At 59.7% G+C, this 25356-nt stretch carries 23 protein-coding genes; 12 read left to right on the top strand and 11 right to left on the bottom strand.

All coding sequences use genetic code 11. The features are described 5' to 3' along the window. Positions 1-59 precede the first annotated feature (59 nt). The 3 genes from CVS27_RS10700 to CVS27_RS10690 are packed head-to-tail and all read right to left on the bottom strand — an operon-like array spanning position 60 to position 1657. Positions 60-953 carry an SURF1 family cytochrome oxidase biogenesis protein gene (locus CVS27_RS10700; protein WP_103465725.1) on the bottom strand — a complete coding sequence of 298 codons (894 nt, stop codon included), beginning with the start codon at positions 951-953 and terminating at the stop codon, positions 60-62. 3 nt (positions 954-956) lie between these two features. Next, the gene (locus CVS27_RS10695; RefSeq protein WP_103465724.1) at positions 957-1196 is read right to left on the bottom strand and encodes an acetone carboxylase; all 240 of its coding nucleotides are present in this window, start codon (positions 1194-1196) and stop codon (positions 957-959) included. Beyond that, positions 1193-1657: a DUF3099 domain-containing protein gene (locus CVS27_RS10690; protein ID WP_103465723.1), complete on the bottom strand. Its 465-nt coding sequence runs from the start codon at positions 1655-1657 to the stop codon at positions 1193-1195. The genes CVS27_RS10695 and CVS27_RS10690 overlap by 4 nt, the downstream gene beginning before the upstream one ends. A 184-nt stretch (positions 1658-1841) precedes the next feature. On the opposite strand from CVS27_RS10690, the gene CVS27_RS10685 reads away from it, so the two are divergent. Next, a complete protein-coding gene (locus CVS27_RS10685; RefSeq protein ID WP_103465722.1) occupies positions 1842-2576 on the top strand; it encodes a beta-ketoacyl-ACP reductase in 735 nt (244 codons plus the stop codon). Positions 2577-2721: 145 nt separating this feature from the next. Further along, the gene (locus CVS27_RS10680; RefSeq protein ID WP_103465721.1) at positions 2722-3462 is read left to right on the top strand and encodes an SDR family oxidoreductase; all 741 of its coding nucleotides are present in this window, start codon (positions 2722-2724) and stop codon (positions 3460-3462) included. Between the two features lie 122 nt (positions 3463-3584). Here CVS27_RS10680 and serB read toward each other — a convergent pair whose 3' ends face one another. After that, the gene (gene serB, locus CVS27_RS10675) at positions 3585-4493 is read right to left on the bottom strand and encodes a phosphoserine phosphatase SerB (protein WP_103465720.1); all 909 of its coding nucleotides are present in this window, start codon (positions 4491-4493) and stop codon (positions 3585-3587) included. A gap of 95 nt (positions 4494-4588) precedes the next feature. Between serB and CVS27_RS10670 the strand changes: the two genes are divergently transcribed. The 6 genes from CVS27_RS10670 to lplAB all read left to right on the top strand — a co-directional run bounded on the left by CVS27_RS10670 (position 4589) and on the right by lplAB (position 9045). Next, positions 4589-5374, top strand: coding sequence for an ABC transporter ATP-binding protein (locus CVS27_RS10670; protein ID WP_103465719.1), 786 nt, complete (start codon positions 4589-4591; stop codon positions 5372-5374). A 40-nt stretch (positions 5375-5414) separates the two neighbouring features. Further along, a complete protein-coding gene (locus CVS27_RS10665; protein WP_370739501.1) occupies positions 5415-6194 on the top strand; it encodes a sulfite exporter TauE/SafE family protein in 780 nt (259 codons plus the stop codon). Then, the gene (locus CVS27_RS10660) at positions 6191-7000 is read left to right on the top strand and encodes a TrmH family RNA methyltransferase (RefSeq protein WP_103465718.1); all 810 of its coding nucleotides are present in this window, start codon (positions 6191-6193) and stop codon (positions 6998-7000) included. Before CVS27_RS10665 ends, CVS27_RS10660 begins: the two co-directional genes overlap by 4 nt. Positions 7001-7018: 18 nt before the next feature. After that, complete coding sequence (locus CVS27_RS10655; protein ID WP_103465717.1) at positions 7019-7480, top strand: peroxiredoxin; 462 nt, start codon at positions 7019-7021, stop codon at positions 7478-7480. 95 nt (positions 7481-7575) lie between these two features. Beyond that, positions 7576-7830: a type B 50S ribosomal protein L31 gene (locus tag CVS27_RS10650; protein ID WP_103465716.1), complete on the top strand. Its 255-nt coding sequence runs from the start codon at positions 7576-7578 to the stop codon at positions 7828-7830. A 153-nt stretch (positions 7831-7983) separates the two neighbouring features. Further along, positions 7984-9045: a lipoate-protein ligase LplAB gene (gene lplAB, locus CVS27_RS10645; protein WP_103465715.1), complete on the top strand. Its 1062-nt coding sequence runs from the start codon at positions 7984-7986 to the stop codon at positions 9043-9045. A gap of 12 nt (positions 9046-9057) precedes the next feature. Here the strand turns inward: lplAB and pepN are convergent, their stop codons facing one another. The 4 genes from pepN to glgC all read right to left on the bottom strand — a co-directional run bounded on the left by pepN (position 9058) and on the right by glgC (position 15737). Further along, positions 9058-11685 (bottom strand): aminopeptidase N, encoded by a 2628-nt coding sequence (pepN, locus tag CVS27_RS10640; protein WP_103465714.1) that lies wholly within the window; start codon positions 11683-11685, stop codon positions 9058-9060. Between the two features lie 82 nt (positions 11686-11767). Then, positions 11768-12781: a YeiH family protein gene (locus CVS27_RS10635; protein ID WP_243399834.1), complete on the bottom strand. Its 1014-nt coding sequence runs from the start codon at positions 12779-12781 to the stop codon at positions 11768-11770. Positions 12782-12870: 89 nt separating this feature from the next. Then, positions 12871-14310: an SDR family NAD(P)-dependent oxidoreductase gene (locus CVS27_RS10630; protein ID WP_103465712.1), complete on the bottom strand. Its 1440-nt coding sequence runs from the start codon at positions 14308-14310 to the stop codon at positions 12871-12873. Continuing rightward, complete coding sequence (gene glgC, locus CVS27_RS10625) at positions 14307-15737, bottom strand: glucose-1-phosphate adenylyltransferase (RefSeq protein WP_103465711.1); 1431 nt, start codon at positions 15735-15737, stop codon at positions 14307-14309. The genes CVS27_RS10630 and glgC overlap by 4 nt, the downstream gene beginning before the upstream one ends. A gap of 105 nt (positions 15738-15842) precedes the next feature. Here glgC and glgA point away from each other — a divergent pair, with 105 nt between their 5' ends. After that, on the top strand, positions 15843-17045 hold the full coding sequence (gene glgA, locus CVS27_RS10620; RefSeq protein ID WP_103465710.1) for a glycogen synthase: 1203 nt from the start codon (positions 15843-15845) through the stop codon (positions 17043-17045). A gap of 1 nt (position 17046) precedes the next feature. On the opposite strand, the gene CVS27_RS10615 is transcribed toward glgA, so the two are convergent. Then, the gene (locus CVS27_RS10615; protein ID WP_103465709.1) at positions 17047-19047 is read right to left on the bottom strand and encodes an HNH endonuclease signature motif containing protein; all 2001 of its coding nucleotides are present in this window, start codon (positions 19045-19047) and stop codon (positions 17047-17049) included. 269 nt (positions 19048-19316) lie between these two features. Here CVS27_RS10615 and CVS27_RS21480 point away from each other — a divergent pair, with 269 nt between their 5' ends. Together CVS27_RS21480 and CVS27_RS10605 are read left to right on the top strand one after the other, a co-directional pair. Next, the gene (locus tag CVS27_RS21480) at positions 19317-20096 is read left to right on the top strand and encodes a DUF6318 family protein (protein ID WP_279325111.1); all 780 of its coding nucleotides are present in this window, start codon (positions 19317-19319) and stop codon (positions 20094-20096) included. Positions 20097-20362: 266 nt separating this feature from the next. Beyond that, positions 20363-20989 (top strand): hypothetical protein, encoded by a 627-nt coding sequence (locus CVS27_RS10605; protein ID WP_243400137.1) that lies wholly within the window; start codon positions 20363-20365, stop codon positions 20987-20989. A gap of 110 nt (positions 20990-21099) precedes the next feature. Here CVS27_RS10605 and CVS27_RS10600 read toward each other — a convergent pair whose 3' ends face one another. Continuing rightward, positions 21100-23175, bottom strand: a complete 2076-nt coding sequence (locus CVS27_RS10600; RefSeq protein ID WP_103465707.1) for an acyl-CoA dehydrogenase family protein — start codon at positions 23173-23175, stop codon at positions 21100-21102. Further along, positions 23172-23927 (bottom strand): TetR/AcrR family transcriptional regulator, encoded by a 756-nt coding sequence (locus CVS27_RS10595; RefSeq protein ID WP_103465706.1) that lies wholly within the window; start codon positions 23925-23927, stop codon positions 23172-23174. Before CVS27_RS10595 ends, CVS27_RS10600 begins: the two co-directional genes overlap by 4 nt. Before the next feature lie 65 nt (positions 23928-23992). Here CVS27_RS10595 and CVS27_RS10590 point away from each other — a divergent pair, with 65 nt between their 5' ends. After that, a complete protein-coding gene (locus CVS27_RS10590) occupies positions 23993-25354 on the top strand; it encodes an acetyl-CoA C-acetyltransferase (protein ID WP_103465705.1) in 1362 nt (453 codons plus the stop codon). The last annotated feature ends 2 nt before the right edge of the window (positions 25355-25356 follow it).

Genomic DNA, 25356 nt, shown 5'->3' with positions numbered 1-25356 from the left:
GACAGTCTATGACAAGTATCACAGGGTGTGATGGGGTCGCTCAGCGGCTTGAGCGGTTGTTAGAAGCCTTGGGAATCCAGCAGGGCGTCTTCGGCCTCTTCTGCGGTGGGCCGTGAACCCGGCTTTTTGTTCTTGGGCAGTTGGCGTGGATGGAACGCCGAGCCTCGCCCGTAGAGTTCCTCCACGGGGACGCCCGACTCTTCCGCTTCAAGGGCGTCGAACTCGTCGTTGCGCCGTTGCATTCTGGCAGCGTAGCAAAAGCCGACAAAGGCCAGAACGCCGAAGGCTATCCACTGCAGCGCATAGCTCAGATGCGATCCCTCATCGATCGAGGGAGCAGGAAACGCCACCGGGTTGCTGGCGGCGGCTGGTGATTCCGTGGCGAGCTGGCCGTAGGCGCCGGTCTTGATGGGATAGCTGAGTTGGGCTGCGTAGTCGTTAAGTTCAATCGAGGCCAGCTGACCGGCGGGGGCGCTTCGGTCCAGTTTGGGCTCGGCGGGCTTTAGTCGTGCCACCACCGTGACGACTCCGCTTTCAGGCTGTGGGACAACGTCGGGGTGGCCGGGTTGGGTGTAGCCAATGGGCAGCCAGCCACGGTCAATGATGACGATGTCGCCATTCTCCAGCGTTAAGGGAACCAGTACTTCATAGCCGGGAGCGCCATTGAGCGGGCGGTTGCGGACCACCCTCTGGTCGGCTGTTTGGTAGGTGCCCTTCAGGCGCACCTGAGTCCATTCCCTGGCTGGATCGAGCGCCTCAAAGTTGCCGGCCACGGCGTCGTAATCCACAATGGCGCCGGAATAGTTGTTTTGAATCTTTGTGATGTTCTCAACAACCGCATTGCGGCGGTTCATCTGCCAGTTCCCCAACGCCACGCAGGCCAAGGCAAAAACAAGTGCCAAGGCGAAGTAGCCAACCCAGCGGCTGGAGAAAAGAAATTTATACGTCTTCATGAACTAGGCGGAATCCTTAGGGCTCATTGGCAGAGTTTCCTTCCACAGGGAACGGCTTTGAAGGTAGTCCTCCAGCCAGGCCACGTGGTCTTGGCAAGCCAACCAGATCTTACGACGGTCGGCTGTGTGAATCTTGGGATTGTTCCACAGGAGTTGCATGGTGGCCACTTCGCGGCAGCCCTTGCGGGAACAGATGGCTGCCTGGGGTGCATCCTGGGCGGGCAGCAGATCAAAAATATTCACGTCTTGTGCTCCTGCGCGTCCAATGGTTCGGTGTTGACGTATTCGGCGGCGGCCTCGTCGTCGGGAACAATTTCCCCGGTGAGCACCTCGGCGGCTGCCTCATCCGCTGAGGCTTCAGCGCCGGCGTCCACGGCATACATGGGCGCCTCATCCAACAGGTCAACAGTGTCTTGGTGGACAATGTCTGATCCACCGTTGGCAATCACCACAGCCACCCAGGGAAGAATCACTGCGCCGATGACGGGAATCAGCTTGAACCAGCCGTCGAAAATGAAGATGGACACCAAACACACCATCCGAATACCCATGGCTGTGGCGTATTTCACCATGCGCTGATGCATTTCATCGCTATGCGCAACGGCTGCATTGGTAATGGCGGGAACGTCGCGGGCAGGCGCGCCATGACGGTACTTGCTGCGCCGGCCAGCACCGAACTTCGGCGTAGCTGATTGCTCTTTCATCACACTCCAAGGGACCCTTCCATTCTCTCACTGCAGCTGTGCACAACCAAAAGCAAACTGTGTGCCTGCGCGGCTTTCACCGTAGGATTCGTTAACAAAAGCGAATTTCAATGGGCCAGCCGGGTGCCCGCTAGAGGCGCCCGAATGGCTGTTACAACAATGTGTTACAACAATGGAGGAATACATGAGTGCAGCGCAGAGCGCCGAGCGCCAGGGTCGCAGTGTTTTGGTTACGGGCGGCAACCGCGGCATTGGTTTGGCCATTGCCCAGGCATTTCTGGCCAACGGCGACAAAGTTGCCGTGACCTACAGGAGCCCCTCCGAGCTGCCCGTTGGAATCTTGGGTGTCCAGGCCGATGTGACCGACGCGGCGTCCATTGACGCAGCGTTCACCGAAGTTGAGGCAGCCCACGGGCCCGTTGAAGTCCTCATCGCCAACGCCGGCATCACCAAGGACACCTTGCTGCTGCGCATGAGTGAAGATGACTTCACATCCGTCATTGACACCAACCTCACGGGTGCGTTCAGGGTCATCAAGCGTGCATCCAAGGGCATGATCCGCCTGCGCAAGGGCCGCGTGGTACTCATTTCCTCAGTGGTGGGACTGTACGGTTCGGCCGGCCAGATGAACTATGCAGCATCCAAGGCAGGGTTGGTGGGCATTGCCCGCTCCCTGACCCGTGAGCTGGGCTCACGCGGCATCACAGCCAACGTTGTGGCTCCGGGCTTCATCAGCACCGACATGACTGCCGCCTTGCCAGAGGACACCCAAAAGCAGTACCTCGCCAGCATCCCGGCCGCCCGCTTTGCTTCCGCAGAGGAAGTGGCCAACGTGGTGCGGTGGGTCGCCAGTGATGAGGCTTCCTACATCTCCGGGGCCGTTATCCCCGTTGACGGCGGCTTGGGCATGGGCCACTAGACCAGCCCACTCAACACCTGCTCGGGATGCAAAGCGCCATACTCGGTAGTAGCCGGTTGCGCCGATAAGATCTTGCATGAGTCTTTTGTGCGGGTTTGACCGCACATTTTTTGAATATTTATTGCTAAACCTAAAGGAAATGTTTATGGGAAAGCTTGACGGAAAAACAGCCATTGTCACCGGATCCTCACGTGGGGTGGGTGCTGACGTTGCCAAGTTCTTGGCTGCCGAGGGTGCAGCAGTTGTAGTGAACTACCGCCAGAAGGCGCCGCGTGCAAACAAGGTTGTTGCCCAGATCGTTGAAGCTGGCGGCCGCGCAGTTGCCGTGGGTGCCGACCTCACCACTCAGGAAGGCGTGCAGGCGTTGGTCAGCGCCGCGTTGGAGAACTTTGGCTCCCTGGATTTGGTGGTCCTGAACGCTTCTGGCGGCATGGAAAGCGGCATGGCTGAAAACTACGCCCTCCTGCTTAACCGTGACGCCCAGGTCAATCTGCTCAACGCGGCCATGCCGGTCATGCCGGCCGGATCCCGGGTCGTGTTTGTCACCAGCCACCAGGCGCACTTCATCGAAACAGTGCCCACCATGGCCGAATACCTGCCTGTGGCCAAGAGCAAGCGTGCCGGCGAGGACGCCCTCCGTGCCTTGATCCCCAACCTGGCCGCCGAGGATATCTCCTTGGTGGTGGTTTCCGCGGACATGATTGAAGGCACCGTGACGGCAACCCTGCTGGACCGCGCCAACCCGGGCGCCATCGAGGCCCGCCGCGCTGAAGCCGGCCGCCTTTACTCCGTGGCTGAATTTGCTGGCGAAATCGCCGCCATGGCAACTGCCGATGTTCCCACCGGACACACTGAATACGTTGGCGGAGCGGACTCGTTCAAGTAGGGAACACTCCTGGTTCGGAACTGAACCCGGTGTAAGAGATATAAAAAACTCGGGCCTGGTGAACTGCTGTAAGAGCAGTTCACCAGGCCCGAGTTTTTTGCGGTGGAACGGGGCGCGGCGCCTTAGATGTTGGCCAACGCCAGGGCAACATCCAAATTGGGCAGGTTGATCTGGGCGTCAGCGGCCCGGCGCACGGCAGGCTTGGCGTTGAAGGCAACGCCCAGGGCTGCCGCCGCCATCATGTCCAGGTCATTGGCGCCGTCACCAATGGCCATGGTGGCGTCCTGGGCAATGCCGGACTCCCCGCTCCAGGTGCGCAATTGCACGGCCTTGGTGGCGCGGTCCACCACGGCTCCTGTTACTTTGCCTGTCAGGTGGCCGTCAACGATTTCCAGATCGTTCGCCAAGGCGTAGTCCAGACCCAAACGCTGTGCCAGGGGTGCCAAAATCTGCGAGAAGCCACCGGAAACTGCTGCCACCACGTGGCCGGCAGCCTTGGCCTGGGCCACCAAGCGTTCTGCGCCCACGGAGAGCACAATCGCGGCCCCCACCTCGGCCAAGACGCTCTCCGGGAGTCCGGCCAGCGTGGCCACCCGGTGGTGCAGGCTTTCAGCAAAGTCCAGCTCTCCGCGCATGGCCGCCTCGGTGACCTTGGTCACTTCAGCTTCCGTGCCGGCGTGGGCGGCCAGCAGCTCAATGACTTCCTGCTGAATCAGTGTGGAATCAACATCCATGATGATGAACTTGCGGGCCGCGTTCCGCAAGGAATTGGGCACCACGGCCGTGGTGATGTCTTCGGCGGTGGCCTGCGAAAGGGCCGTGCGCAGGGAAGTGAGGGCTTCCTGGCCTGAAATCGCGTTGCTTTCCTGCCCGCAGGACAGCTCAAAGCTGGTGGTCTCAAAGCCGGGGTGGCTCCGGTTTTGTTCAGAAACGATGGTGCAGCCATGGTCGGCGAGCACTGCGCGAACCTGGTCCAAGGCTTCGGGGGAGAGCGTTTGGCCATAGCTGACTGCGGTGTATGTGGAGGGCATGAATGCATTCTAGCGAAATAGCGCCACCGCCCGCGCACGACTCAAGGGCATTCTGGTTAGCGTTGGCTGCCTTTAGTGTCATAGGCTCCTTGTTTATGAGTGAAGTTTTGGGTTTGGCCGGTGTCAGCGTGGTCCGCGGCACTAAAACATTGTTGGACAACGTCGACTGGCGTGTGGCTGAGGGCGAACGGTGGGTGGTTCTTGGCCCCAATGGCGCTGGCAAGAGCACGTTGCTGCAGATTGCTGGCGCCCGCATGCACCCCACGCGCGGCGTTGCAGGGATCTTGGATGAGGTCATGGGCGCCGTTGATGTCTTCGAGCTGCGCCCGCGGATTGGTCTGGCCTCCGCGAGCTTGGCCGGGCAGATCCCTGAGCTTGAAAAAGTTCTTAACGTGGTGGTGACCGCCTCTTACGGTGTCACGGGACGCTGGCGCGAGGACTATGACCGTGACGACGAACGCCGCGCGTTCAGTCTGTTGGAGGAGTGGGGCGTTTCAACCTTCTTCAACCGCACCTTCGTGTCCCTGAGCGAGGGTGAGCGCAAGCGCGTACAGATTGCCCGCGCCCTCATGAGCGATCCGGAACTGCTGCTGCTGGATGAGCCCGGCGCAGGTTTGGACCTTGCCGGACGTGAAGGCCTGGTGCGCCGCTTGAGCGAGTTGGCTGCCGACCCCCTGGCTCCCTGCACGGTCCTGGTCACACACCACTTGGAAGAGGTTCCTCCGGGCTTCACCCACGCACTGTTGCTGCGCGACGGCGGCGTAGTGGCACAGGGCCCGATTGCCGATGTCTTGACGGAAGAAAACCTCAGCGACACCTTTGGCTTGCCGCTGTCCGTCACCAGCAACGCCGGCCGCTACACGGCAACGGCACGCAACTAGTCCGGCGTCGGACTTTTACGTGTCAGTGAAAACAGGCTAAGTGAACGCGCTCGAATCATTTTTCATCCTGATGGGTGGGCTGTGGGCCGGCACCATCAACACCGTGGTGGGTTCCGGAACGCTGGTCACCTTCCCCATCCTCATTGCCTTGGGCATCACCCCGGTCATGGCCGTGGTGAGCAACGCCATGGGCTTGATTGCCGGGGGAGTCTCCGGCGCCTGGGGCTATCGCAGCGAGTTGCGGGGCATGCGGCACAACCTGGTGCGGCTCCTGCCGGCCTCACTGCTGGGCGGAATTACCGGCGCCTACCTGTTGCTCCACCTGCCGGAACAGGTTTTCCTGGTGGTGGCACCGGTGTTGATTGTTGTGGCGCTGATGCTGGTGATCTTCCAGCCCCGCCTGCAGGCAGCCATCAAGGCGCGCCGGCAGAACACACCCAACGCCCGCTCCCATGAGCTGGTCATGGTGTTTCTGGTGTTTCTGACCGGCGTGTATGGCGGCTATTTTGTGGCTGCCCAAGGCGTCCTGCTCGTGGCTATCTTGGGTATCTTCATGAGTGGCACCTTGCAAAACGCCAACGCCGTCAAGAACGTCCTGGCGCTGGGAGTCAACTGCGTGGCTGCGGTTTCCTACCTGCTGTTTGCCCCCGACAAGATCATTTGGGCAGTGGTTGGGCTCATCGCGATCAGCTCCCTGGCCGGCGGGTTCCTCGGCGCCAAAATAGGGCGCCGCCTCCCTCCGCTGGTCCTTCGCGGCGTCATTGTGACGCTTGGCCTGGTGGCCCTGTACTTTATGGTGATGAAACTGGTAAATGCATGATCGTCCACATTGACGACGCCGCCGATCCCCGGGTCAGCGATTATTTGTCCCTGACTGATGTGCAATTGCGCAAAGTCAAGGAACCCGCTGAGGGCTTGTTCATCGCAGAAAGCTTGAAGGTGATCCGCCGAGCGCTGGCAGCAGGGCACCAGCCCCGCTCGTTCTTCATGACGGAGCGGTGGCTGCCGGACCTGGCGCCCGTACTGGAGCCGTACCCGCACATCCCTGTCTTTGTGGGCACGGCAAAAATTCTGGAACAGATCACCGGATTCAACCTGCACCGTGGCGCCATGGCTGCCATGCACCGGCCTGAGGCCGTCAGCATCCCTGAACTGTTGGCTGGTGCGCGCCGGGTGGCGGTGCTGGAGGATGTGGTGGACCACACCAACATTGGGGCGGTTTTCCGCTCGGCTGCCGCTCTGGGCGTTGACGCCGTGCTCGTCACCCCGCGATGCGCGGATCCGCTCTACCGCCGCAGCATCCGGGTCAGCATGGGCACAGTGTTCCAGGTTCCCTGGGCCAGGTTGCCGGAGTGGCCCGAGGGCATGGCCCTGCTTCATGAGGCTGGATTTACGACGGCGGCACTTGCCTTGAAGCCCGATTCGTTGACCATCCACGAACTTGCCGCCCGCAACGATGACAAACTTGCCCTGATCCTGGGGACCGAGGGAGACGGGCTCAGTGCCGCGACACTGGCCCAGACCGAATACACGGTCATGATCCCCATGTTTTCAGGGGTGGACTCGCTCAATGTGGCGGCCGCCAGTGCCGTGGCTTTTTTCGCCACTCAGGCAAGTCACAACTGAGCCTAGTAGTGTGAAGCCATGAAGACTGGTGAGAAGGTAGCGGATTTCGAATTGCTGGATCAACATGGCACGCCCCGGAGGCTCTCGGAGCTGGTGGCTGACGGTCCCGTGGTGATCTTTTTTTACCCCTTGGCCGGAAGCGGCGGTTGCACCCAGGAAGCCTGCCGCTTCCGTGATCTGGAAACGGAATTTGCCGAAGCCGGGGCAACCCTTGTGGGCATCAGCACGGACTCGCCGGCCAAGCAGCTGGCCTTTGCCACCGAGAACCGTTTCAGCTACCCGCTCCTAAGTGACCCCAAGGGCCACGTTGCAGACCAATTTGGTGTCCGGCGCCGTCTGCTGGCCAGAACGCTGCCCACCAAACGGGCCACTTTCATTGTTGATGCCGAACAGACTTTGCAGTTCCAGGTGGCCAGTGAAACCAACATGGATGTGCACGCCAACCGCGCGCTGGCGGAATTGGGCGTGCGGGCTTGGTGATTTGGGCTCGAACCGGTAAAGTTTCTAGCTGGTCCTCGTGACCAATCCATTCATCAGTCTGGCAAAAACCAGACGATAACACTTTGAGGTTTATAGTGAAGCAGAACATCCACCCCAAGTACGAAGCAATCGTTTTCAACGACTTGGCTTCTGACACCAAGTTCTTGACGCGCTCCACCGCGACTTCCAAGAAGACCATCGAGTGGGAAGACGGCAACACGTACCCCATCATCGATGTTGAAATCTCCTCAGAGTCGCACCCGTTCTACACCGGCAAGCAGCGCATCATGGACAGCGCCGGCCGTGTTGAGCGCTTCAACGCTCGTTTCGAAGGCTTCGGCAAGAAGTAATACTTCTTACCCACAGCTTTTCCAACTGACCCGCAGTAATGGTCGAAAAAACGCGCTTTTTGCGCGATTTTCAGCCACTACTGCGGGTCAGTTTTTTTTTGGGGCGGGCCGCTGCTTTTGCGCATCCAATCCACTACTGGGGATGATGGAGTCATGGTTTCTTTTCTTCACGGCGAATACAAGGTTCTTGGCGGCAAATTGGTGGTGGTCGACTGCAGCGTGGTTGACGGATTGCTGAACAACGTGCGCGTCAGCGGTGACTTCTTCCTCGATCCGGACGAAGCTCTCGATGACATCAATGCCGCATTGACGGGGCTTTCTGCCGACCTGCCGGCCGCTGCACTCAGCGACGCCATCACAGCCGCCCTGCCGGCCAACGCAGTGTTGTTTGGTTTCTCCGCAGCGGCTGTTGCCGTGGCTGTGCGCCGTGCCCTGACCAAAGCCACCAGCTGGCTGGACCACGACTGGGACATCATTGCCCCCACCGTGCTGCCCACGGCCATCAACGTGGCCCTGGATGAGATCCTCACCGAAGAAGTGGGCGCTGGCAGGCGCAACCCCACCCTCCGTTTTTGGGACTGGGATGAGCCATCCGTGGTCATTGGCAGTTTCCAGTCGGTGCGCAATGAATTGGACGCCGACGGTGTGGCCAGGCACGGCATCAACGTGGTCCGGCGGATCAGCGGTGGCGGGGCCATGTTCATGGAGGCCGGCAACTGCATCACCTACTCGCTCTACGTGCCCCAGAGCCTGGTGGACGGGCTCACCTTTGAAGATTCCTACAAGTTCCTCGATGACTGGGTGCTGGCTTCCCTGGAAGCCATTGGTGTGCAAGCTTTCTACGTGCCGCTTAATGACATTGCCACGGATCTTGGCAAGATTGGCGGCGCAGCCCAAAAACGCCTCAGCAATGGTGCCATGCTCCACCACGTGACCATGAGCTATGACATTGACGCCGAGAAGATGGTGCAGGTGCTGCGCATCGGCAAGGAAAAACTCTCCGATATGGGCCACCGCTCCGCCAAAAAGCGGGTGGACCCCCTGCGCCGGCAGAGCGGACTGAGCCGTGCGCAAATCCTTGACGTGATGAGAGGAATTTTCACCGACCGCTATGGCGCCCGTCCTGCCGTGCTCAGTGCAGAAGAACTTGCCGAGGCAGCGCGCCGTGTGGACACCAAGTTCGGCACCGAGGAATGGTTGCACAGGGTCCCGTAGCCCAGTTCCGGGCTACATGGCCTGCGCCCTGAGCGACCGCAGCAACTGGTCGCGTTGTTCCAAGACAATCCGGCGAAGACCCGTGGGAGCGTCGCTGTGCTGTTCCAGCCAGCTATCGGTACGCTGCAACACGGGATGGCTGCCAGGCGCTGTGCCAGGAGCCAATTCCTGCCGTGCAGGGTAGAGCCCGCGGACAATGCGCCCCGCAATTTCCAGGCTGCGCTCAGTCCAGACTTGATGGATCGCAACAAAGTAAGGTTCCTCAAATGGCTGCAGCAAGGTAGCCGGTGCCATGGTGAACCCGGCAATGGTGGCGCTCAGGAGTTCATTGCTCAGTTCGGTTCCCTCAACGACTTGATGCCACAGCAGCTGCTTGTGGTCGGCGTTGGGGAACGCCGCCGCGGCCGTGCAGTGGGCTGCCCTGAACTCGGCGGTGGTGTCAGCTGCAAGTTCCGCATTGAGTTCAGTCATGGTTGCGGCTCCCCGGGCGGCCAAGGACTGCCACAGTTGCCAGCGCAGGTCGCCATCCATGGTCAATCCGGCAGGTACGTCCACACCGTTGAGCAATCCTCTGATACGGTCCACAGCAGCATCGCTGCTGCGTCCCACAACAGCTAGGGCGCGGGCCCACACCAATTGCCCGTCGCTGCCGGAACTGGCGGCATCAAGGTTGCTCGAGACGCCGCCTGTGAGGAGCCCCAGGGCCGCTGCACGGAGTTCCTGGGAAGTGTAGTGGTTCAGGGCATAGCAAGCATTGTCCACCAAGGTCTGCAAGACACTGATGTCTGATTCATGGCCGCTTTGCTCCACCACAGCCCGGATATAGCTGGTGGCCGGCAGGAGGGCATCCCGCGTGGCATTCCACAACGCTGACCACACCAAACTGCGGGCCAGAGGATCGCTCACCGCCCCGGCGCAGGCAAGTGCTGTGGTGAGGGATCCGGCGTCGAACCGTACCTTGGCGTAGCTGAGGTCCTGGTCGTTGAGCAGGACCATGTCCGGGGCGGGCAGGCCCACGGCGGCACCGACCTCCGTCAGCTCACCGTGGACATCGAGGGTGAACGCATGGCTGCGTTCCAAGGTTTCGCCGTCGTGGTAAAAGAAGCCGACGGCCAGCCGGTGCGGACGCAGCGCATTTTTCCCTGTCACGGGGTCCATAGACTCCTGCGCAATGGTGAAGGAGGTGACCTTGCCATCCTCGACAACGATGTGGGGTGTCAGCGTGGACATGCCGGAGGTTTGCAACCAGTCGTTGGCCCAGGAGCTCAGGTCACGGCCTGAGGCATCGCTCAGCGGCTTCAACAGATCGGTCAGTGAGGTGTTTGCGTAAGCGTGGGAGGCGAAGTATTCGCGCGAGCCGGCCACGAACGCGTCTTGGCCAACATAGGCCACCAGCTGCTTGAGCACCGATGCGCCCTTGGCGTACGTGATCCCGTCAAAGTTCGCCTTGGCGGCTTCCACATTGGGGATGTCCGCCGCGATGGGGTGGGTGGTGGGGAACTGGTCTTGCACATACGCCCACGCCTTGCGGCGGCTGGCGAACAAGGTCCATGATTTTTGGCCCCAGGCCGTGGCCTCGGCGACTGCCAAGTGCCCCATGAAGTCGGCCACGGATTCCTTCAGCCACAGATCGTCCCACCAGGCCATGGTGACAAGATCACCAAACCACATATGCGCCATCTCATGCATGATGGTGTTGGCCCGCTGTTGATAGGCAGTGTCAGTGGCGCGGGAGGCGTGCAGATACGTCTCGGTGAAGGTCACCAGGCCCGGATTCTCCATGGCACCGAGATTGTATTCAGGCACGAAGGCCTGATCGTATTTGCCAAAGGGGTACGGAAAGTCGAACAGGTCGTTGAAGTACTGCAACCCTGACTTGGTGATGTTGAAGATTTCTGCCGCATCAAAGTGCGGGGCAAGGGAGGCACGGCAGTAGGCTGCCAACGGGATCTCCAACTGTTGGCCGGCGTGGGAACTCTCCGGCCCGAAGACCATGGAAAAGTGGTCCTCCACCTTGAAATACGGGCCGGCCAGGACCGTGGTGATGTAGGTGGAGATGGGCACTGTGGGGGCAAAGTCCCAGAGGCTTGAGGGTGCCCCGCCGGAACCATTGCCAGCCACCTGCTGTTGGTTCACGACGCTCTGGTTGGAAGCCACCTCCCACGCCGACGGCGCAATAACGTGGAACGTGAACGGCGCTTTGAGGTCGGGCTGCTCAAAGTTGGCGAACACCCGGCGTGCATCCGAGGGCTCAAATTGCGTGTAGGTGTACGTTTGCCCGTCGGCTGGATCCACAAAACGATGCAGGCCCTCTCCGCTGCTTGAATACGCCGCAATGGCGTTTACGGTGACCTGGTTCTCGGGGGCCAGCTGCGGCAGGTGGATTCTGGCACCGTCAACAACGTGGTCAACGTCCAATTCCTCGCCATTGAGGATCACGGAAACCACTTCCGGGCCCATGAAGTCCAGAAAAGTGCTGCCGGGGCTGCTGGCCGCAAAGCTAATGTTGCTGCGGGTGGGGAAGCCATGCACGCTCAGGTCTTGAACCCGGCTCAGGTCTAGATGTACGTCATAGTGATGGACGTTCAATTGCGACTTACGGGCGGCCGCTTCATTGCGGGCCAAATTGGAATTCAACACCCAGCCATCTAATCACGGGTTCGGTGACTTGTTGCCCGCCTCGCACGGCGGACCTGAAACGACGGACACCGCAGTGCGGGTTTTAGGCTGCCATGAGGTGAACGGCGCCAAACGCGAGGGTGGCGATGAGAGCCCAGGCGCACAAGGCCATAACCGTGGCGCGCAGGCCTGTATCAAACAATTCACTCATCCGCACACTGGAACCCAAACCAAAGAGCGCTGCGCCCAGGGCAATGTCTTGGGCCAGGGCCCCTGCTTCGATGGCCCCATGCGACAGCCACCCAGTAGAGCGCAGGGCCGCCATGAGCAGGAATCCAATGACAAAGAGCGGCACAACAGGTGGGAACCGCGGGGCTGCCACGGTCTCACCGGTCAGGGCGTTTCTGGCATCCTGGGCAAGACGATCCTTGGTGTGCCGTTTGCGTTCCAAAACGCCAGCCACTCCCACAATGGGTGCCAGCATAATCACGCGCGTCAATTTGATGACAACCGCAGCACTCAGGGCAACTGCACCGGCTGTTTGGGCAGTCGCCACAACCTGGCCGACGTCGTGAACGCCTGCACCCACCCACTGGCCAAACTCCAGCGCATTAAGTCCCAGGGGGTTCATCAGAAGCGGCAGAATGCCAATGGCAAGGGTGCCGCACAGGGTCACCAGCGCCACGGGCAGGACCGTGTCCTCGTGCTTGGTGCCCTTCACGGCAGCCATGGCCCCGATGGCCGAGGCCCCACAGATGGAGAATCCTGTGGCAATCAGCAGCGGCGCATCGCCGTCGAGCCTGAAGAGTTTGCCGAGGGCATAGGTGCCGGCAAAACTGAGCAACACCACCCCGGCTACCAGCAGCACGCTGACCCAGCCAAGATTCACAATGTCGCCGAGGCTCAGTTTGAGCCCCAGAAACACAATTCCCACCCGCATGAGGTGCTTGCCTGCGAAATTCAGGCCGGCACGCCACGGTCCCTGGCACAGGCTTGACGTTCCCGGGACGTTCACCGCCGCAATTCCAAGGACGACGGCGATGGTCATGGCGGGCAGCATCGGCACCAAAGCGTGGACTAGCAAGGAGACACCCACGGCCAATAGTGCCACCGCCAGTCCTGGGGCGAGCTTGCGGGCGGATGCGAGGAAGGCAGCTACCGTGGACTTGCCACGTGCGCTGTTGCCGCCAGTTTCCTCGCCGCCATTTACCACGGACTGGGCTTGTAGTCCTTGAGGAAGACCCCGTACTGGTCCTCACCCGATTCGCCCATCACAATGGGATCGTAAACCCGAGCGGCACCGTCAACCAGGTCAAGCGGTGCATGGAAACCTTCTTCGGCTAGGCGCACCTTGGTGTAGTGGGGACGCTCGTCGGTGATCCAGCCAGTGTCAACGGCAGTCATGAGGATGCTGTCCGTCTCCAGCATTTCCTTGGCGCTGGTGCGGGTGAGCATGTTCAGGGCCGCTTTCGCCATGTTGGTGTGCGGGTGCCCGGGGCCCTTGTAGGCGCGGGAGAACTGGCCCTCCATGGCGGAGACGTTGACAATGTATTTGCGGTGCGCGGTGGAGGCCTTCATGGCGGGGCGAAGCCTTGAGACCAGCAGGAAGGGCGCTGTCACGTTGCAGAGCTGAACTTCCAGCATTTCCAGGGGATCCACCTGGTCCACCACCTGGGTCCAGCTGTTGATCGTGGCAACATCGGGGACAAGTCCGCCAGCATCGATGGCGGTGCCGGCTTCAATGCGATCCAAAGAGGCCGAGCCCATGGACAGTGCCAGTGCGGCAATCTCGTCGCCAGCCAGCTGCGGGTGTTCCATCATTTGCGTTGCCAAAGCCAGTGGGTGTTTGTCATGGGCGTGCCCAAAGGTGACCAGTTCTGGCATGGGGGAGTCGGTGGGGAGCTCTTCCAGCTCGGCGTCCACCAGGGGCTTATAGGCGTTCCCTGAGCGGCGGACCGTCTGGGCGGCATTGTTGATGATGATATCCAACGGCCCGGCCTCGTTGAGGGAGTCGGTCAATGCCACCACTTGGGTGGGGTCCCGGAGATCGATCCCAACAATGCGTAGGCGGTGGATCCACTCACTGCTGTCTTCCATGGCGGAGAACCGGCGGGCGGCATCTTTGGGGAATCGTGTGGTGATGGTGGTGTGGGCACCGTCGCGAAGCAGGCGTAGGGCAATGTACATGCCGATTTTGGCCCGGCCGCCGGTGAGCAGCGCCCTTTTGCCGCTCAAGTCTGTGCGGGCGTCACGCTTTGAATGGTTGAATGCAGCACATTCGGGGCAAAGCTGGTGGTAGAAAGCGTCAACCTGGGTGTAAGGCTGCTTGCAGATGTAGCAGGGGCGGGGACGCAATAGCGTCCCCGCTGTGTCGCCGGTGGTTGACGGCTTGAGTTTGTTACCGCGAGTTTCATCATCTATGCGGTCGGGGGCCGCCGTGGCAGTCTTTGCAAGCACTGCCTTGTCGGCCTCGTTGACGGCGTCGCGCTTTGCAGTGCGACGGTACCGCTTGACTGCCTTGAACATCTTTCCTGTGGCTCGGCGAACCAAGACATAGTCGGGATGTTCTTCGTCATAGACATGGATATTCTCCAAAACTTTAAGACAATTTTGGATTTCTTCGGGTGTTAAGTCAGGGGCAGTCACCCCATAATTTTAGCCTCTTCGACAGATGCCACTGACCCAATTGCGTCGATCTGGTTCTTGACCACTAGATCTACGGTTTCCTGGGATACCAGTTCATTCCCAACGGCCAGTGACAGTGCTTCAGGAATTTCGGCTGCGGCAGCCAAGGCAAGCGCCCTCTCCGCATCATCGGGTGCGGGAACAATTTGACCCTTGCTTAATACAGTGAGGCCAGACTCGGTGACGAGGAAGCCCCGTGCCCTGTCCAGCTCCGGGTCCAAACCAATGGTGGCTCCCGCCGGAATCCTGACGTTTTTGTCAATGATGGCCCGGCGCACGACGGCGCCCGATCCCACAATGACCTTGTCCATCAAGACGGAGTCCTGGACGCGAGCACCCGTACCAACGAACACGTCGTTGGAGAGAACTGAGTTTTCTACAACGCCACCTGTCACAACTACACCAGGGGCAACGATGGAGTCCAAAGCGGTTCCCACCGTATTGTGCTCACCCCGGACAAATTTGGCGGGAGGAGAAACAGTGCTGCGCGTATAGATTGGCCACGCACGGTTGTACAGGTTGAAGATGGGCAGCGGGGAAATCAGGTCCATGTGTGCGTCGTAGTAGGAGTCAATGGTCCCCACATCACGCCAGTAGTTCCTGTCCCGATCGGTGGCGTCGGGAATGTCGTTGGTGGTGAAGTCATAGACATAGGCTTCATCTCGGTCCACAAAGTAAGGGATGATGTCCCCGCCCATGTCATTCTTGGTGTCCTTCTTGGCGGCGTCCTGTTCGAGGGCTTCGACCAAGGCATCGGCGTCGAATACGTAGTTGCCCATGGATGCCAGGAACTGATCGGGGGCATCCGGAAGCCCTGGAGTTGATTCCGGCTTCTCCACGAAGGCGGAAATCTTGTGTGCCCCGATGGCACCGGGAACTTCTGCATCATCAATTTCAATGACACCAAATTGATCGGCCAGTTCCAGGGGCTGGCGCACCGCGGCGACTGTGGCGCGGGCTCCTGACTTGATGTGGCTTTGTACCATCTGCTCAAAGTCCATGCGGTAAACGTGATCGGCGCCGACCACAACAACAATGTCCGGCTCGGCGTCGCCGATCAGATTCATAGACTGGTAAATGGCGTTTGCGCTGCCCAGGAACCAGCTCTTGCCGCGACGCTGCTGAGCCGGCACAGAGGCAACATAGTTTCCCAATTGCGTGGCCATGCGCCACGTTTCGGAAATATGACGATCCAAGCTATGCGATTTGTATTGTGTCAATACAACAATCTTCAAATAGCCGGAATTCGCCAGATTGGATAAAGCGAAATCGACCAAGCGAAAACCAGCAAAAGGTACTGCTGGCTTGGCACGGTCAGCCGTCAAGGGCATCAGTCTCTTGCCCTCACCGCCTGCCAAAACGATCGCCAAAACCTTCTTTACTGACATGTTTCAACCTCCCACAGCTTCACTGGTGCCCTTAAACTGCGTCCCGTTAGGTTCACAATAACTTCACACTAGAACAATTTCGTCCGCACAGACTACCTTGAGTATGTGCGTATAGATATTGTGACAAAAGAGTTTCCGCCCGAGATTTACGGAGGGGCTGGTGTGCATGTAGCCGAGCTTAGCCGCGTCCTTGCCGAAAAGGTTGATCTGCGTGTTCATGCCTTCGGTAAGGAGCGCGATGCTGACTTCCATGGTGCAACCGTTACCTCGTATTCGGATCTGCCGGAATTGGCCGATGCCAACGCGACAATTCAAACGCTGGGTGTTGATTTGCAGGTAATCCCTGCCATTGCCGGTTCGGATTTGGTGCACTCCCATACCTGGTATGCCAACATGGCCGGGCACATTGCTGCCTTGCTCCATGGCATTCCACACGTCTTGAGCGCCCACAGTTTGGAGCCATTGCGTCCGTGGAAGGCCGAACAGCTCGGTGGCGGGTATGCCGTTTCTTCTTGGGTTGAGAAGACGGCATATGAAGCTGCCGCAGCCATCATTGCTGTTTCCGACGGCATGCGCCAGGACATTCTGCGTAGCTACCCCGATGTTGATCCAGCCAAGGTGAAGGTTATTCACAATGGCATCGACGTGGCCACCTGGCAGCGCGATGAGAACGACGACGTGATCCGGTCCCTTGGCATTGATCCGGATCGCCCCAGTGTGGTGTGGGTTGGTCGGGTTACTCGCCAAAAGGGTGTGCCGTACCTGTTGAAGGCTGCGGCAGCTTTGCCGCCGGAAGTCCAGCTTGTGCTTTGCGCTGGAGCCGCTGACACTCCGGCACTTGGTGCCGAGGTCAACGCCCTCATTGAAGGATTGAAGGCCCAACGCGACGGCGTAATTGTCATTGAGCGCATGTTGCCCCGCGCCGAGCTGGTTCAGGTTCTGAGTCATGCAACTGTTTTTGCGTGCCCCTCCATCTACGAGCCCCTGGGAATTGTGAATTTGGAAGCCATGGCCTGCGGTGCTGCGGTTGTTGCCAGTGCCACCGGTGGAATTCCGGAAGTTGTGGCCCACGGTGAGACCGGGTTGCTTGTTCCGCTGGAGCAGGTCAGCGACGGAACAGGGACCCCGCTGGACCCGGAGAAGTTCATTGCTGACTTTGCCGCCGCCATGATCGAAGTTGTGAATGACCCTGCCCGTGCCCGCGTCATGGGACAAAAGGGCCGTCAGCGCGCCCAGGATCATTTCTCTTGGGAGTCGATAGTGGAACAAACCCTTGATGTCTACAGGAGTGTCCTTCCTCAGGAGTAGCTCAACTGCTGTCATCTGCTTGCTCTAATCTAGTTTTGGCGAAGGCCCCGATCTGTTGCTCGGGGCCTTCGCCGCGTTCAGCAGCGGAGTTTTCCTGTGGCAAGATAGCGGATCCTGTCCAATTTCTGCTGTTGCTGGGAGCGGAGCCGCGCATTTTGCCCTCTTTCTCTTGCATAAGTCCATGATGAAAGTTGTTGCGGCGAGGAGTCTGGGCGGGGTCAATGAGATACGGGGCGGTGAAGTAGGGGGTGCCGTTCTGCAGCGTCACGGTCCAGTTACTGTGGTGCAGAAGCGAGTGGTGGTGGCTGCACAGCAACACTGCGTTGTCGATGTTGGTCTCGCCGCCGTCCTGCCACGAAATGATGTGGTGGGCCTCGGTCCAGTGGGCGGGGATGGTGCAATCAGGGAACGAACAGCCGAGGTCCCGTGCGAACAGGATTTTTCGTTGGACTGGGGTAAAAAGCCGTTGGGCGCGGCCCACGTTGAGGATGTTTTGTCCTTCGCCTAGGTAGAGGCGGGTAATGTCAGGATCGCAGAGTGATTGGTCAAAGAGGTGTAGTGGAGCAGGGCCGCTGTAGGGAGTGAAAGCAGTCCCGGCTCCGTCACTCCGATGGATGTCCTGCTCACTGGTTGTGATGATCAGTTGTGTTTTTAAGCCGCCGTTCAGTGGCAGTTTTCCGCTCCGGGCCGCGAGTTTCACGCAGTCAAGAAGCCCGTCAAGCAGTTTCTGCGCACGGGTGCGGCGATCCTTGACTACCGGGTCTATGCTGTTGGGGTCGATTGGATCCAGTCCGTCCAGTTCTTCCCATGACTCTGGGCGGGGGATACGCACCCCGTCAACCATCCACGGATTCTCCTCACTGTCCACGCTGCCGGGTTCGCCACTTTCGTGGTCTCTTCGGTCTTCAGCGGAGGGATTCTGCTGATCCCGGGGTTCATGTGGCGCCTTTGAATCCTGTGGCTGATTCGGTGCCGCGGGCTGTGTTGGTGGTGCAGACTGTGAAGTTGAGGAAGCGGCAGTTTGGAGACCGGGTCCAAAGACGCTTAAGATTTCACCCAGATGCCCGAACACACTATCCGAGGCATCGTTGGGCCCGTCTGCCTGCCCTGAGTCATGACTCTGATCCTCCGTGGGATTGATAACCCCATGCTTGTTCGGGTTGGTAGCGGTTCCTACGGCTGCCATGAAGTGTTCATATTGCTCGATGATCATGTGACCGTCGAAGTGAATCAAACCGCGGCGAGGTTTGCGAAAGAAAATGCCTTGCTTCGCAATTAAGTCTCCTTCAGTGGGTTCTTGACCGTCGGGATCCAGATGGGCCATGATGCGGTTGCCTGCGTGCCGAAGAAAGTCAGGGTCCGCTTCCCGCCCTGTTGCTACAAGGCTGGCCTGTACTTCAAGGGATCGTTCATATGTGATCAAGCCCGCCTTGGCAAGGCCTTGGGCTTCTTCAACGAAGTTTGAAATCATCAGCGCCTGTTCTGCGGACAGTTCAGCATGGAAGAAGGCGTCACCGACCGTTGCCTGTAGAGCTGGGCTCACATCTCCTGTGAGGTTGTCCCTGAGTGGCAGCAGTGTTTCACTCAAGCGGATCCTGCGACGGGCCTCAACGGCGCTGATCTTCGCCGTCTGAACCAACAAAGCCACGGGCGCATGGACTCCGGTTTGCACAAATCGGCCAGCCGATACTCGCTGCGCTAATTCTCCAGCGATCTGAACATTCAGCGCCTGCTGAAACCGGCCCAGGCGCTCTAAATCCTTTGCCCACTGAACGCACTCGGTGTCGCTCAAGGACCCAACGTCCAATCCAAATGGCGGAGTCGAATGGCGATCGGGGCCACTGTCAACGGAAGCGGCTGGAGCCTCAGCTGTGCGGGAGCGGGTGCTGGCTGCCTTGATGATGGCGGAGGCAAGGTTGAGGAGTTGATGAATGTGTTCACCAACTCGAGATTCACCTGCTGTGGAGTCCGGGATTCCCGGCTCCTTTGCCATTGCTTCCATACATATATTCTAAAACAAGGCACTGACATTCACCGAGAGAAAGCCCTACATGTGGGGAAGTACGGCCCTAGCTTGGCCTGTGCACTAACAAACATGGTGGCCGCAAGCCGATGATCTTGAATTATTGGCCAGGCGGTGGCGGCCTACTTGGATTGTGGATAACTTCTGGCACGTCGTCCCCATGGCGTGTACCTTAGTAGCAAGCCACCGGGCAGTGATGTTAATGGCTACGTCTACCGCCCACTCAGCACTCACAGCAGGGGTCGGCGATGAGGGATAGCCACACAACAAGGAATAGCTCCACCATCTGTGCCGGGGTTCTGGAAGCCCAGGGTCCTTCATCTGGGCTTCGCGACCCGTCCAGCCAAAGTAACAAGAGTCGCTTGCGGGACGCTCTCCGAGTCTCACATCTCGGCCTTGTAGCCGCAGCGCTTAGCGCTTTACTCGTCCTGAGCGCATGCACTTCTTCGCCGCCTGGCGCCGGGCCAACCACGCCAGCCGGGAGTAGTGTCGGCGCAAATAGCAGCAAACCCACACCCGCCATCACTACTCCGGCACCAACCACCGTGGCTGCATACCAGCCGGCCACTGCCGAAGGTCCTGCCCAAAACGTTCCAGTGCCCATGCTGCCTGAGAAAGCCAAGGAATTCAGCAAGGAAGGACTCATAGCCTTCGCTGAATACTGGTACGAAACCCTCGGCTACGTCTACGAAACTGGGGACTCGGCGCCGATGATGGCAGTTACGGAAGCCGGTTGCAAAACGTGTGCCTTCATCAACGAACCAGTTGGGGAACTGTACAAAACTGGCGGATGGGTCGTCGGTGGAAAGATGACGGTGCACGAAGCAACAAGTACTTTCCAAGAGTTGCCGGATGGGACGTACCAAGCAGTCCTGATGATTCAACAGACGAAAGTCTCTGCTTACAGTGTGGACAAGTCTCTGACCACTGAGCATCCGCAACACAAGGCTCGGGCGAACATCGTTGTGGCCCGCTATCTGGATGACCAATGGCGAGCTCAGACTGCTGAAGCACTGACGGAAGACTGAAAATGCATCCATTTCTTCGCGGTCAAGTCAACGTCCTTTTGGTCCCCTTGTTCGCAGCCCTCTTACTGCCTGCATCAACTGCTGCTGGAATTGAAATTCCTGATTGGGACGGAACCGACGTTGTGGTTGATGGGTGGAGTCCCACGAATCAGGGTAACTATACCCAACAGGCACCTTCCGCCGGCCCCCAAGACCCATATGTCTATGAGGCCCGAGTTGCTTGCACATCGGGTGACAGTGTTACCTTTCCCGAGTGTGCATCCGTCATGCCGCCGTGTGCCGCCAGATCGGATGGTACGGCCGTTTACTGGTATCACTCCCTCAAAGCAGCCAGCCCTTCTGTTTGGACGTTTCATTCCGGTCCGGAGTGCGTCTATGGCGAGAAGCCCCGCGATATCCTTGCCGAAATCGCGGCCCAAATCGCTCAGGAGTTCCAGAGGACACCGGTCGCCCCGGCCACGATCGGGAGCCAGCCGGGGCCTCACACCCTGCGCGGCGAGGAAACCAACGTCTACGCCGATGCTGCCACACAATCGTTCAACCTGACGATGCTCGGCCAGCAGGTCACCATCACCGCCACACCGGTGGGGTACACCTGGAACTACGGCGATGGCACCATCTGGGGCCCTACACCCCACCATGGTGCGCCCCTGCATCAAGACAGAATCGGTGAACAAACCCAAACCAGTCACATCTACACAGCAACGGGCAGGCTCGCTCTCACCGTCACCACCCACTTCGACGGCACCTACAGCGTCAACGGCGGGCCCAGCCTGCCCATCCCGGGTCAGGGCAACATCCCCTCGGCCCCGCTTGGCCTCACCGTGTGGCGTGCGGAAACCCGCCTCTACGCAGATAACTGCATTCAGAACCCCAATGGCGTGGGCTGCTAGTTACCCCATGAAACGGCGACGGCGGCACCCAAGTCAGGTGCCGCCGTCGAGCGCGAAGTCGATCCGTAAGAAGGTTGACTAGTAAGAAGTTGACCAGTAAGAAACAGAGCCTAGACCTTGGAAGCTGACTTAGCCTTATGGATTAGCACCTTCTCATCGATGGGGCCGGCTGAACTGGCCCGCAGTTTGCGGTAGTAGTCGCGGGCTTCGTCTTGGCGTTCACGCTCAATGCCGGTGGCAATCGTGGCGCGCAGGTGTTCGGGGCCGTAGCCAAACGCGTCCACCAAGTCCAGGGCGTGCGGACGCAATTTGGCCAACACCCGGTTGATGTAGGGGGACAAAGTGCGGGCCCTTTGCATGGAGATGCGGCCATTCATCAAGTACCAGTCAAGGTGCTTCTCGATCAAGCCAAGGCCGAACACGTCGCGCAGGCGCGTCAGAACCTTCTTGGTTCCGGCATCAGTCACACGGTTCAGGGCGTCCGTGAATGCTTCCCATTGAAGCAATTCGGCATGGGCGCGGGCAGCCTCAATGAGTTCATTCTGGTGGTCGTTGAAAACTGCGGCCCCCTGATCCTTGGGCAGTTTTGCTGCTTCCTTGAGCGCGGCGGCAACCTGGGCCACCATCGTCTGCACGCGATCGGCGAGCATCTGGCGCTGTGTGTCCTCGTCCTTCAAAGCCTTGGCGGACTTTTGCGCGGAACCGGAGTCGGCAACAAATTGGGCCACTTGGCGCAGTCCGGTCTTGTTGAGCGTCAGGTCTGCTGCTTGGCCCACCACAAACCGGGCCAGAATGCCAATGTCAAGGTTGCGGAATTCCTTGCTGTAATCAGCCAGCAAACGCTTGGCCACCAATTGCAGCAGGACCGTGTTGTCGCCTTCGAAGGTCACATACACATCAAGGTCTGCGCGCAGTGAAGTGAAACGGTTTTCCACCATGAAGCCCGCGCCACCGCACGCTTCCCGGCACTCCTGAAGCGTGTCAAGAACATGCCAAGTGCTCATAGACTTCAGCGCAGCTGCAAGCGTCTCCAAATCCTGACGGTCTTCATCGGTGTCGTGCTTGCCGGAGAACACGTCGTCAAACTTAATGAGCAACTCTTCGTGGGCAAAGGCGGCTGCATAGGTTGTGGCCAAGAGGGGGAGCAACCGGCGCTGATGACGCTGGTAATCCAACAACACCACTTCCTCAGTGTCCGAGGCCGCGTTGAATTGGCGACGCTCGGTGGCGTACTGAATGGCAATCTTCAACGCCACCTTGGATGCGGCCACGGCGGCTCCATTCAAGGACACCCGGCCCTGCACCAAGGTTCCCAGCATGGTGAAGAACCTGCGGCCTGGGCTGGCAATGGGTGAGCTGTAGCTGCCGTCAGCTGCCACATCACCGTAGCGGTTGAGCAGGTTGGTGCGCGGCACGCGCACGTGATCGAAGGCCAGGCGGCCGTTGTCGATCCCATTCAGGCCGCCCTTGATGTTGTCATCTTTGCCCTGAATTCCGGGCAGGAACTCCATGGTGGCCGGATCGCGAAGGTCCACATAAAAGGCATGAACGCCATGGTTGACGCCCTTGGTGATCAGCTGCGCAAACACCACCGCAGCCACACCGTGAACGGCAGCATTGCCCAGATATTCCTTCCAGGCAGCCGCGAATGGTGTGTTGATAACAAATTCGTCGGTGTCGGCATCAAAGGTGGCAGTAGTGGCAATGGAGGCGACGTCGGAACCATGGCCAATTTCTGTCATGGCGAAACTGCCGGGGATCTCCAGGTTCATAATGCCAGGCAGCCACTTGTTCTGGTGCTCTTCGTTGCCAAGGTGCATCACGGCCGAGCCAAACAGGCCCCACTGGACCCCGCCCTTGATCTGCAGGGACGGATCGGCAATGACCAGTTCCTCAAACCCAGCAACATTGCCGCCATGGTCATCGCTCCCGCCAAGCCGAGTGGGGAATGCCCTGTGAACACCATCCTGCTCAACCAGGATCCCCAACTGCTTGAAAACCCGTTCGCGGTGCTCGGTGTGGCTCAAGCCCTCAATCTTGTGCAGCTCGGGATTCCCGGCCAGTTTCCGGGCGTCCAAACGAACCTGTGCCCACCTGCCAAGCAACACTTCACCGAGCGATGCAACGTCAACTGTTGCGCCGTCGTCGTGAGCTGCGGGAGAAACTGGTGTCAAAACGTTGGTCATGATTTTCCTTCTGCTGCGGTAACTGATTGGTGGGGCGCGGCGGGGGAGATGAACTGGCCCACGCCGTCGAAAAGCCATGCCGAAATTTGTTCGGCCATGGCGTTGGCTGCTGGTTTGTTGGGATCAGCCGGCGCTTGTAGCCACAATTCACCCGCGGTGCGCACCAGGCCGATAGCCGCCGTTGGCCAGTAGCCCATGAGGGGCGACGCCGGATCGCCCACCAACTGCTGCATCGGCTCGGTGATCATGGCAGTCACGGAGTTGAAGAAGCCGCTCAATTCCCCTGATGGCCGGGTGTCGCCGTCCGTGGGAATCGTCGCGAAGAAGTAGACATTGGGGGACGTCTGCGCCATTTGCAGGTAGGCGCTGACCATGGCCGTCACGCCCTCCCGGGGCTCGCTTGCGCCCTGCCTGGCGGCTGCGATGGTGTCCTGCATGTGCCTGATCACCACAGCCCCAACGGCATGGCGGAGTCCCGACTTGTCGCCGAAATACCTGTAGAACACAGACTTGGAAGTGCCTGCGTTGGCTGCAATGTCCTCCATTGAGGCGTCGGAGCCGAGCTGGTGGATGGCCCGGCGTGCTGCCTTGATCAAGGTACGACGCCGTTCCTCACGGTGCGCGTCCCACCTCGCCGAACGCCCATCAACTGTCCCGGCGCCGTTGGCTGGGCTGGGCTGGGGTGCGCTGCCGGTGCCAGCGGCCGCTGAAGCGGCAGTCGGCGCCCCGGACTCTTGTTGTAACGTGTTCACGATACTCAGCGTATCAGGTACGCTGAGTATCAGTAACAGACGGCGTTCTACCAAGAGAGAGCTTCATGACTACTCCAACAGCAGCAGGCAGTGAAAACGTGGGAACCAAAACAACAGGCGCACGCAGCGCTGGCATTCGCAAGGCCGTCGTCGTGGGCGGCAACCGCATTCCCTTTGCCCGAAGTGGGGGAGCCTATGCGCATTCCTCCAACCAGGACATGCTCACGGCTGCGTTGGATGGATTGGTGGCCCGTTTCGGCCTGGCCGATGAAGAAATTGGTGAAGTTGCCGCAGGTGCCGTTTTGAAGCACTCGCGGGATTTTAACCTCACCCGTGAAGCGGTTCTTGGCTCGGCCTTGGCTGCCACCACACCCGCTTACGACCTTCAGCAGGCTTGTGCCACCGGGTTGGAAGCCGTCATTGGACTCTCCAACAAGATCAAGTTGGGCCAGATCGATTCCGCCATTGCCGGCGGCGTGGATTCTGCCTCGGACGCCCCCATCGCCGTCAGTGAAGGCTTGCGCACCATTTTGCTGGATCTCAGCCGGGCCAAGTCTCTGGGCGACAAGGTCAAAATTGCCAGCCGCATCCGTCCGAAGCACCTTTCCCCCGACGCCCCGTCCACGGGAGAGCCGCGCACCGGACTTTCCATGGGCGAACACCAGGCGCTCACCACTGCCCAGTGGAAAATCAGCCGTGAGGCGCAGGATGAGCTGGCCTTTGCCAGCCACAAGAACCTTGCCGCCGCCTACGACAACCACTTCTTCGATGACCTGTTGACCCCGTTCCGCGGCCTGAGCCGTGATTCAAACCTTCGCGCGGACACCTCCGTTGAGAAGCTTGCCAAGCTAAAACCCGTCTTCGGCAAGGAGCTGGGGGATGCGGCCACCATGACGGCAGGAAACTCCACGCCGCTCACCGACGGCGCATCAACCGTTTTGTTGGCGTCGGAGGATTGGGCTGCCGCCCGGGACCTGCCCGTGCTAGCTGAAGTGGTTGACGGTGAAGCAGCTGCCGTTGACTTTGTGCACGGCAAGGACGGGCTCCTGATGGCTCCGGCCTTCGCCGTCCCGCGTCTGCTGGCCCGCAACGGCCTGACGCTGGATGACATTGACTACTTTGAAATTCATGAAGCCTTCGCCGGCACGGTGCTGAGCACGCTGGCCGCTTGGGAAGATGAAGAGTTTGGTACCACCCGCCTGGGTCTGGACGGCGCCTTCGGCTCCATCGACCGAGCCAAACTGAATGTCAACGGTTCCTCGCTGGCGGCAGGCCACCCCTTCGCCGCCACCGGCGGACGCTTGGTGGCCAGCTTGGCCAAGATGCTCCATGAACGCGGTGCGGTGGACGGGCGCCCAGCGCGCGGCTTGATTTCCGTGTGCGCTGCAGGCGGCCAAGGCGTTGTAGCCATCCTGGAAGCGAGGTAGGC

It is taken from the genome of Arthrobacter glacialis (assembly GCF_002909445.1).
Lineage (GTDB): Bacteria > Actinomycetota > Actinomycetes > Actinomycetales > Micrococcaceae > Specibacter > Specibacter glacialis.
Note: the sequence above shows the minus strand (reverse complement) of the source record. Positions and strands in the feature narration are given on the sequence as shown.

Bases quoted from the DNA above. Each gene is read 5' to 3' on its own strand.
- CVS27_RS10700 (WP_103465725.1), bottom strand. From the start codon at position 953: ATGAAGACGTATAAATTTCTTTTCTCCAGCCGCTGGGTTGGCTACTTC.
- CVS27_RS10690 (WP_103465723.1), bottom strand. From the start codon at position 1,657: ATGAAAGAGCAATCAGCTACGCCGAAGTTCGGTGCTGGCCGGCGCAGC.
- CVS27_RS10685 (WP_103465722.1), top strand. From the start codon at position 1,842: ATGAGTGCAGCGCAGAGCGCCGAGCGCCAGGGTCGCAGTGTTTTGGTT.
- CVS27_RS10680 (WP_103465721.1), top strand. From the start codon at position 2,722: ATGGGAAAGCTTGACGGAAAAACAGCCATTGTCACCGGATCCTCACGT.
- serB (WP_103465720.1), bottom strand. From the start codon at position 4,493: ATGCCCTCCACATACACCGCAGTCAGCTATGGCCAAACGCTCTCCCCC.
- CVS27_RS10670 (WP_103465719.1), top strand. From the start codon at position 4,589: ATGAGTGAAGTTTTGGGTTTGGCCGGTGTCAGCGTGGTCCGCGGCACT.
- CVS27_RS10660 (WP_103465718.1), top strand. From the start codon at position 6,191: ATGATCGTCCACATTGACGACGCCGCCGATCCCCGGGTCAGCGATTAT.
- CVS27_RS10655 (WP_103465717.1), top strand. From the start codon at position 7,019: ATGAAGACTGGTGAGAAGGTAGCGGATTTCGAATTGCTGGATCAACAT.
- lplAB (WP_103465715.1), top strand. From the start codon at position 7,984: ATGGTTTCTTTTCTTCACGGCGAATACAAGGTTCTTGGCGGCAAATTG.
- glgC (WP_103465711.1), bottom strand. From the start codon at position 15,737: ATGTCAGTAAAGAAGGTTTTGGCGATCGTTTTGGCAGGCGGTGAGGGC.
- CVS27_RS10615 (WP_103465709.1), bottom strand. From the start codon at position 19,047: ATGGAAGCAATGGCAAAGGAGCCGGGAATCCCGGACTCCACAGCAGGT.
- CVS27_RS21480 (WP_279325111.1), top strand. From the start codon at position 19,317: ATGAGGGATAGCCACACAACAAGGAATAGCTCCACCATCTGTGCCGGG.
- CVS27_RS10605 (WP_243400137.1), top strand. From the start codon at position 20,363: ATGCCGCCGTGTGCCGCCAGATCGGATGGTACGGCCGTTTACTGGTAT.
- CVS27_RS10600 (WP_103465707.1), bottom strand. From the start codon at position 23,175: ATGACCAACGTTTTGACACCAGTTTCTCCCGCAGCTCACGACGACGGC.
- CVS27_RS10590 (WP_103465705.1), top strand. From the start codon at position 23,993: ATGACTACTCCAACAGCAGCAGGCAGTGAAAACGTGGGAACCAAAACA.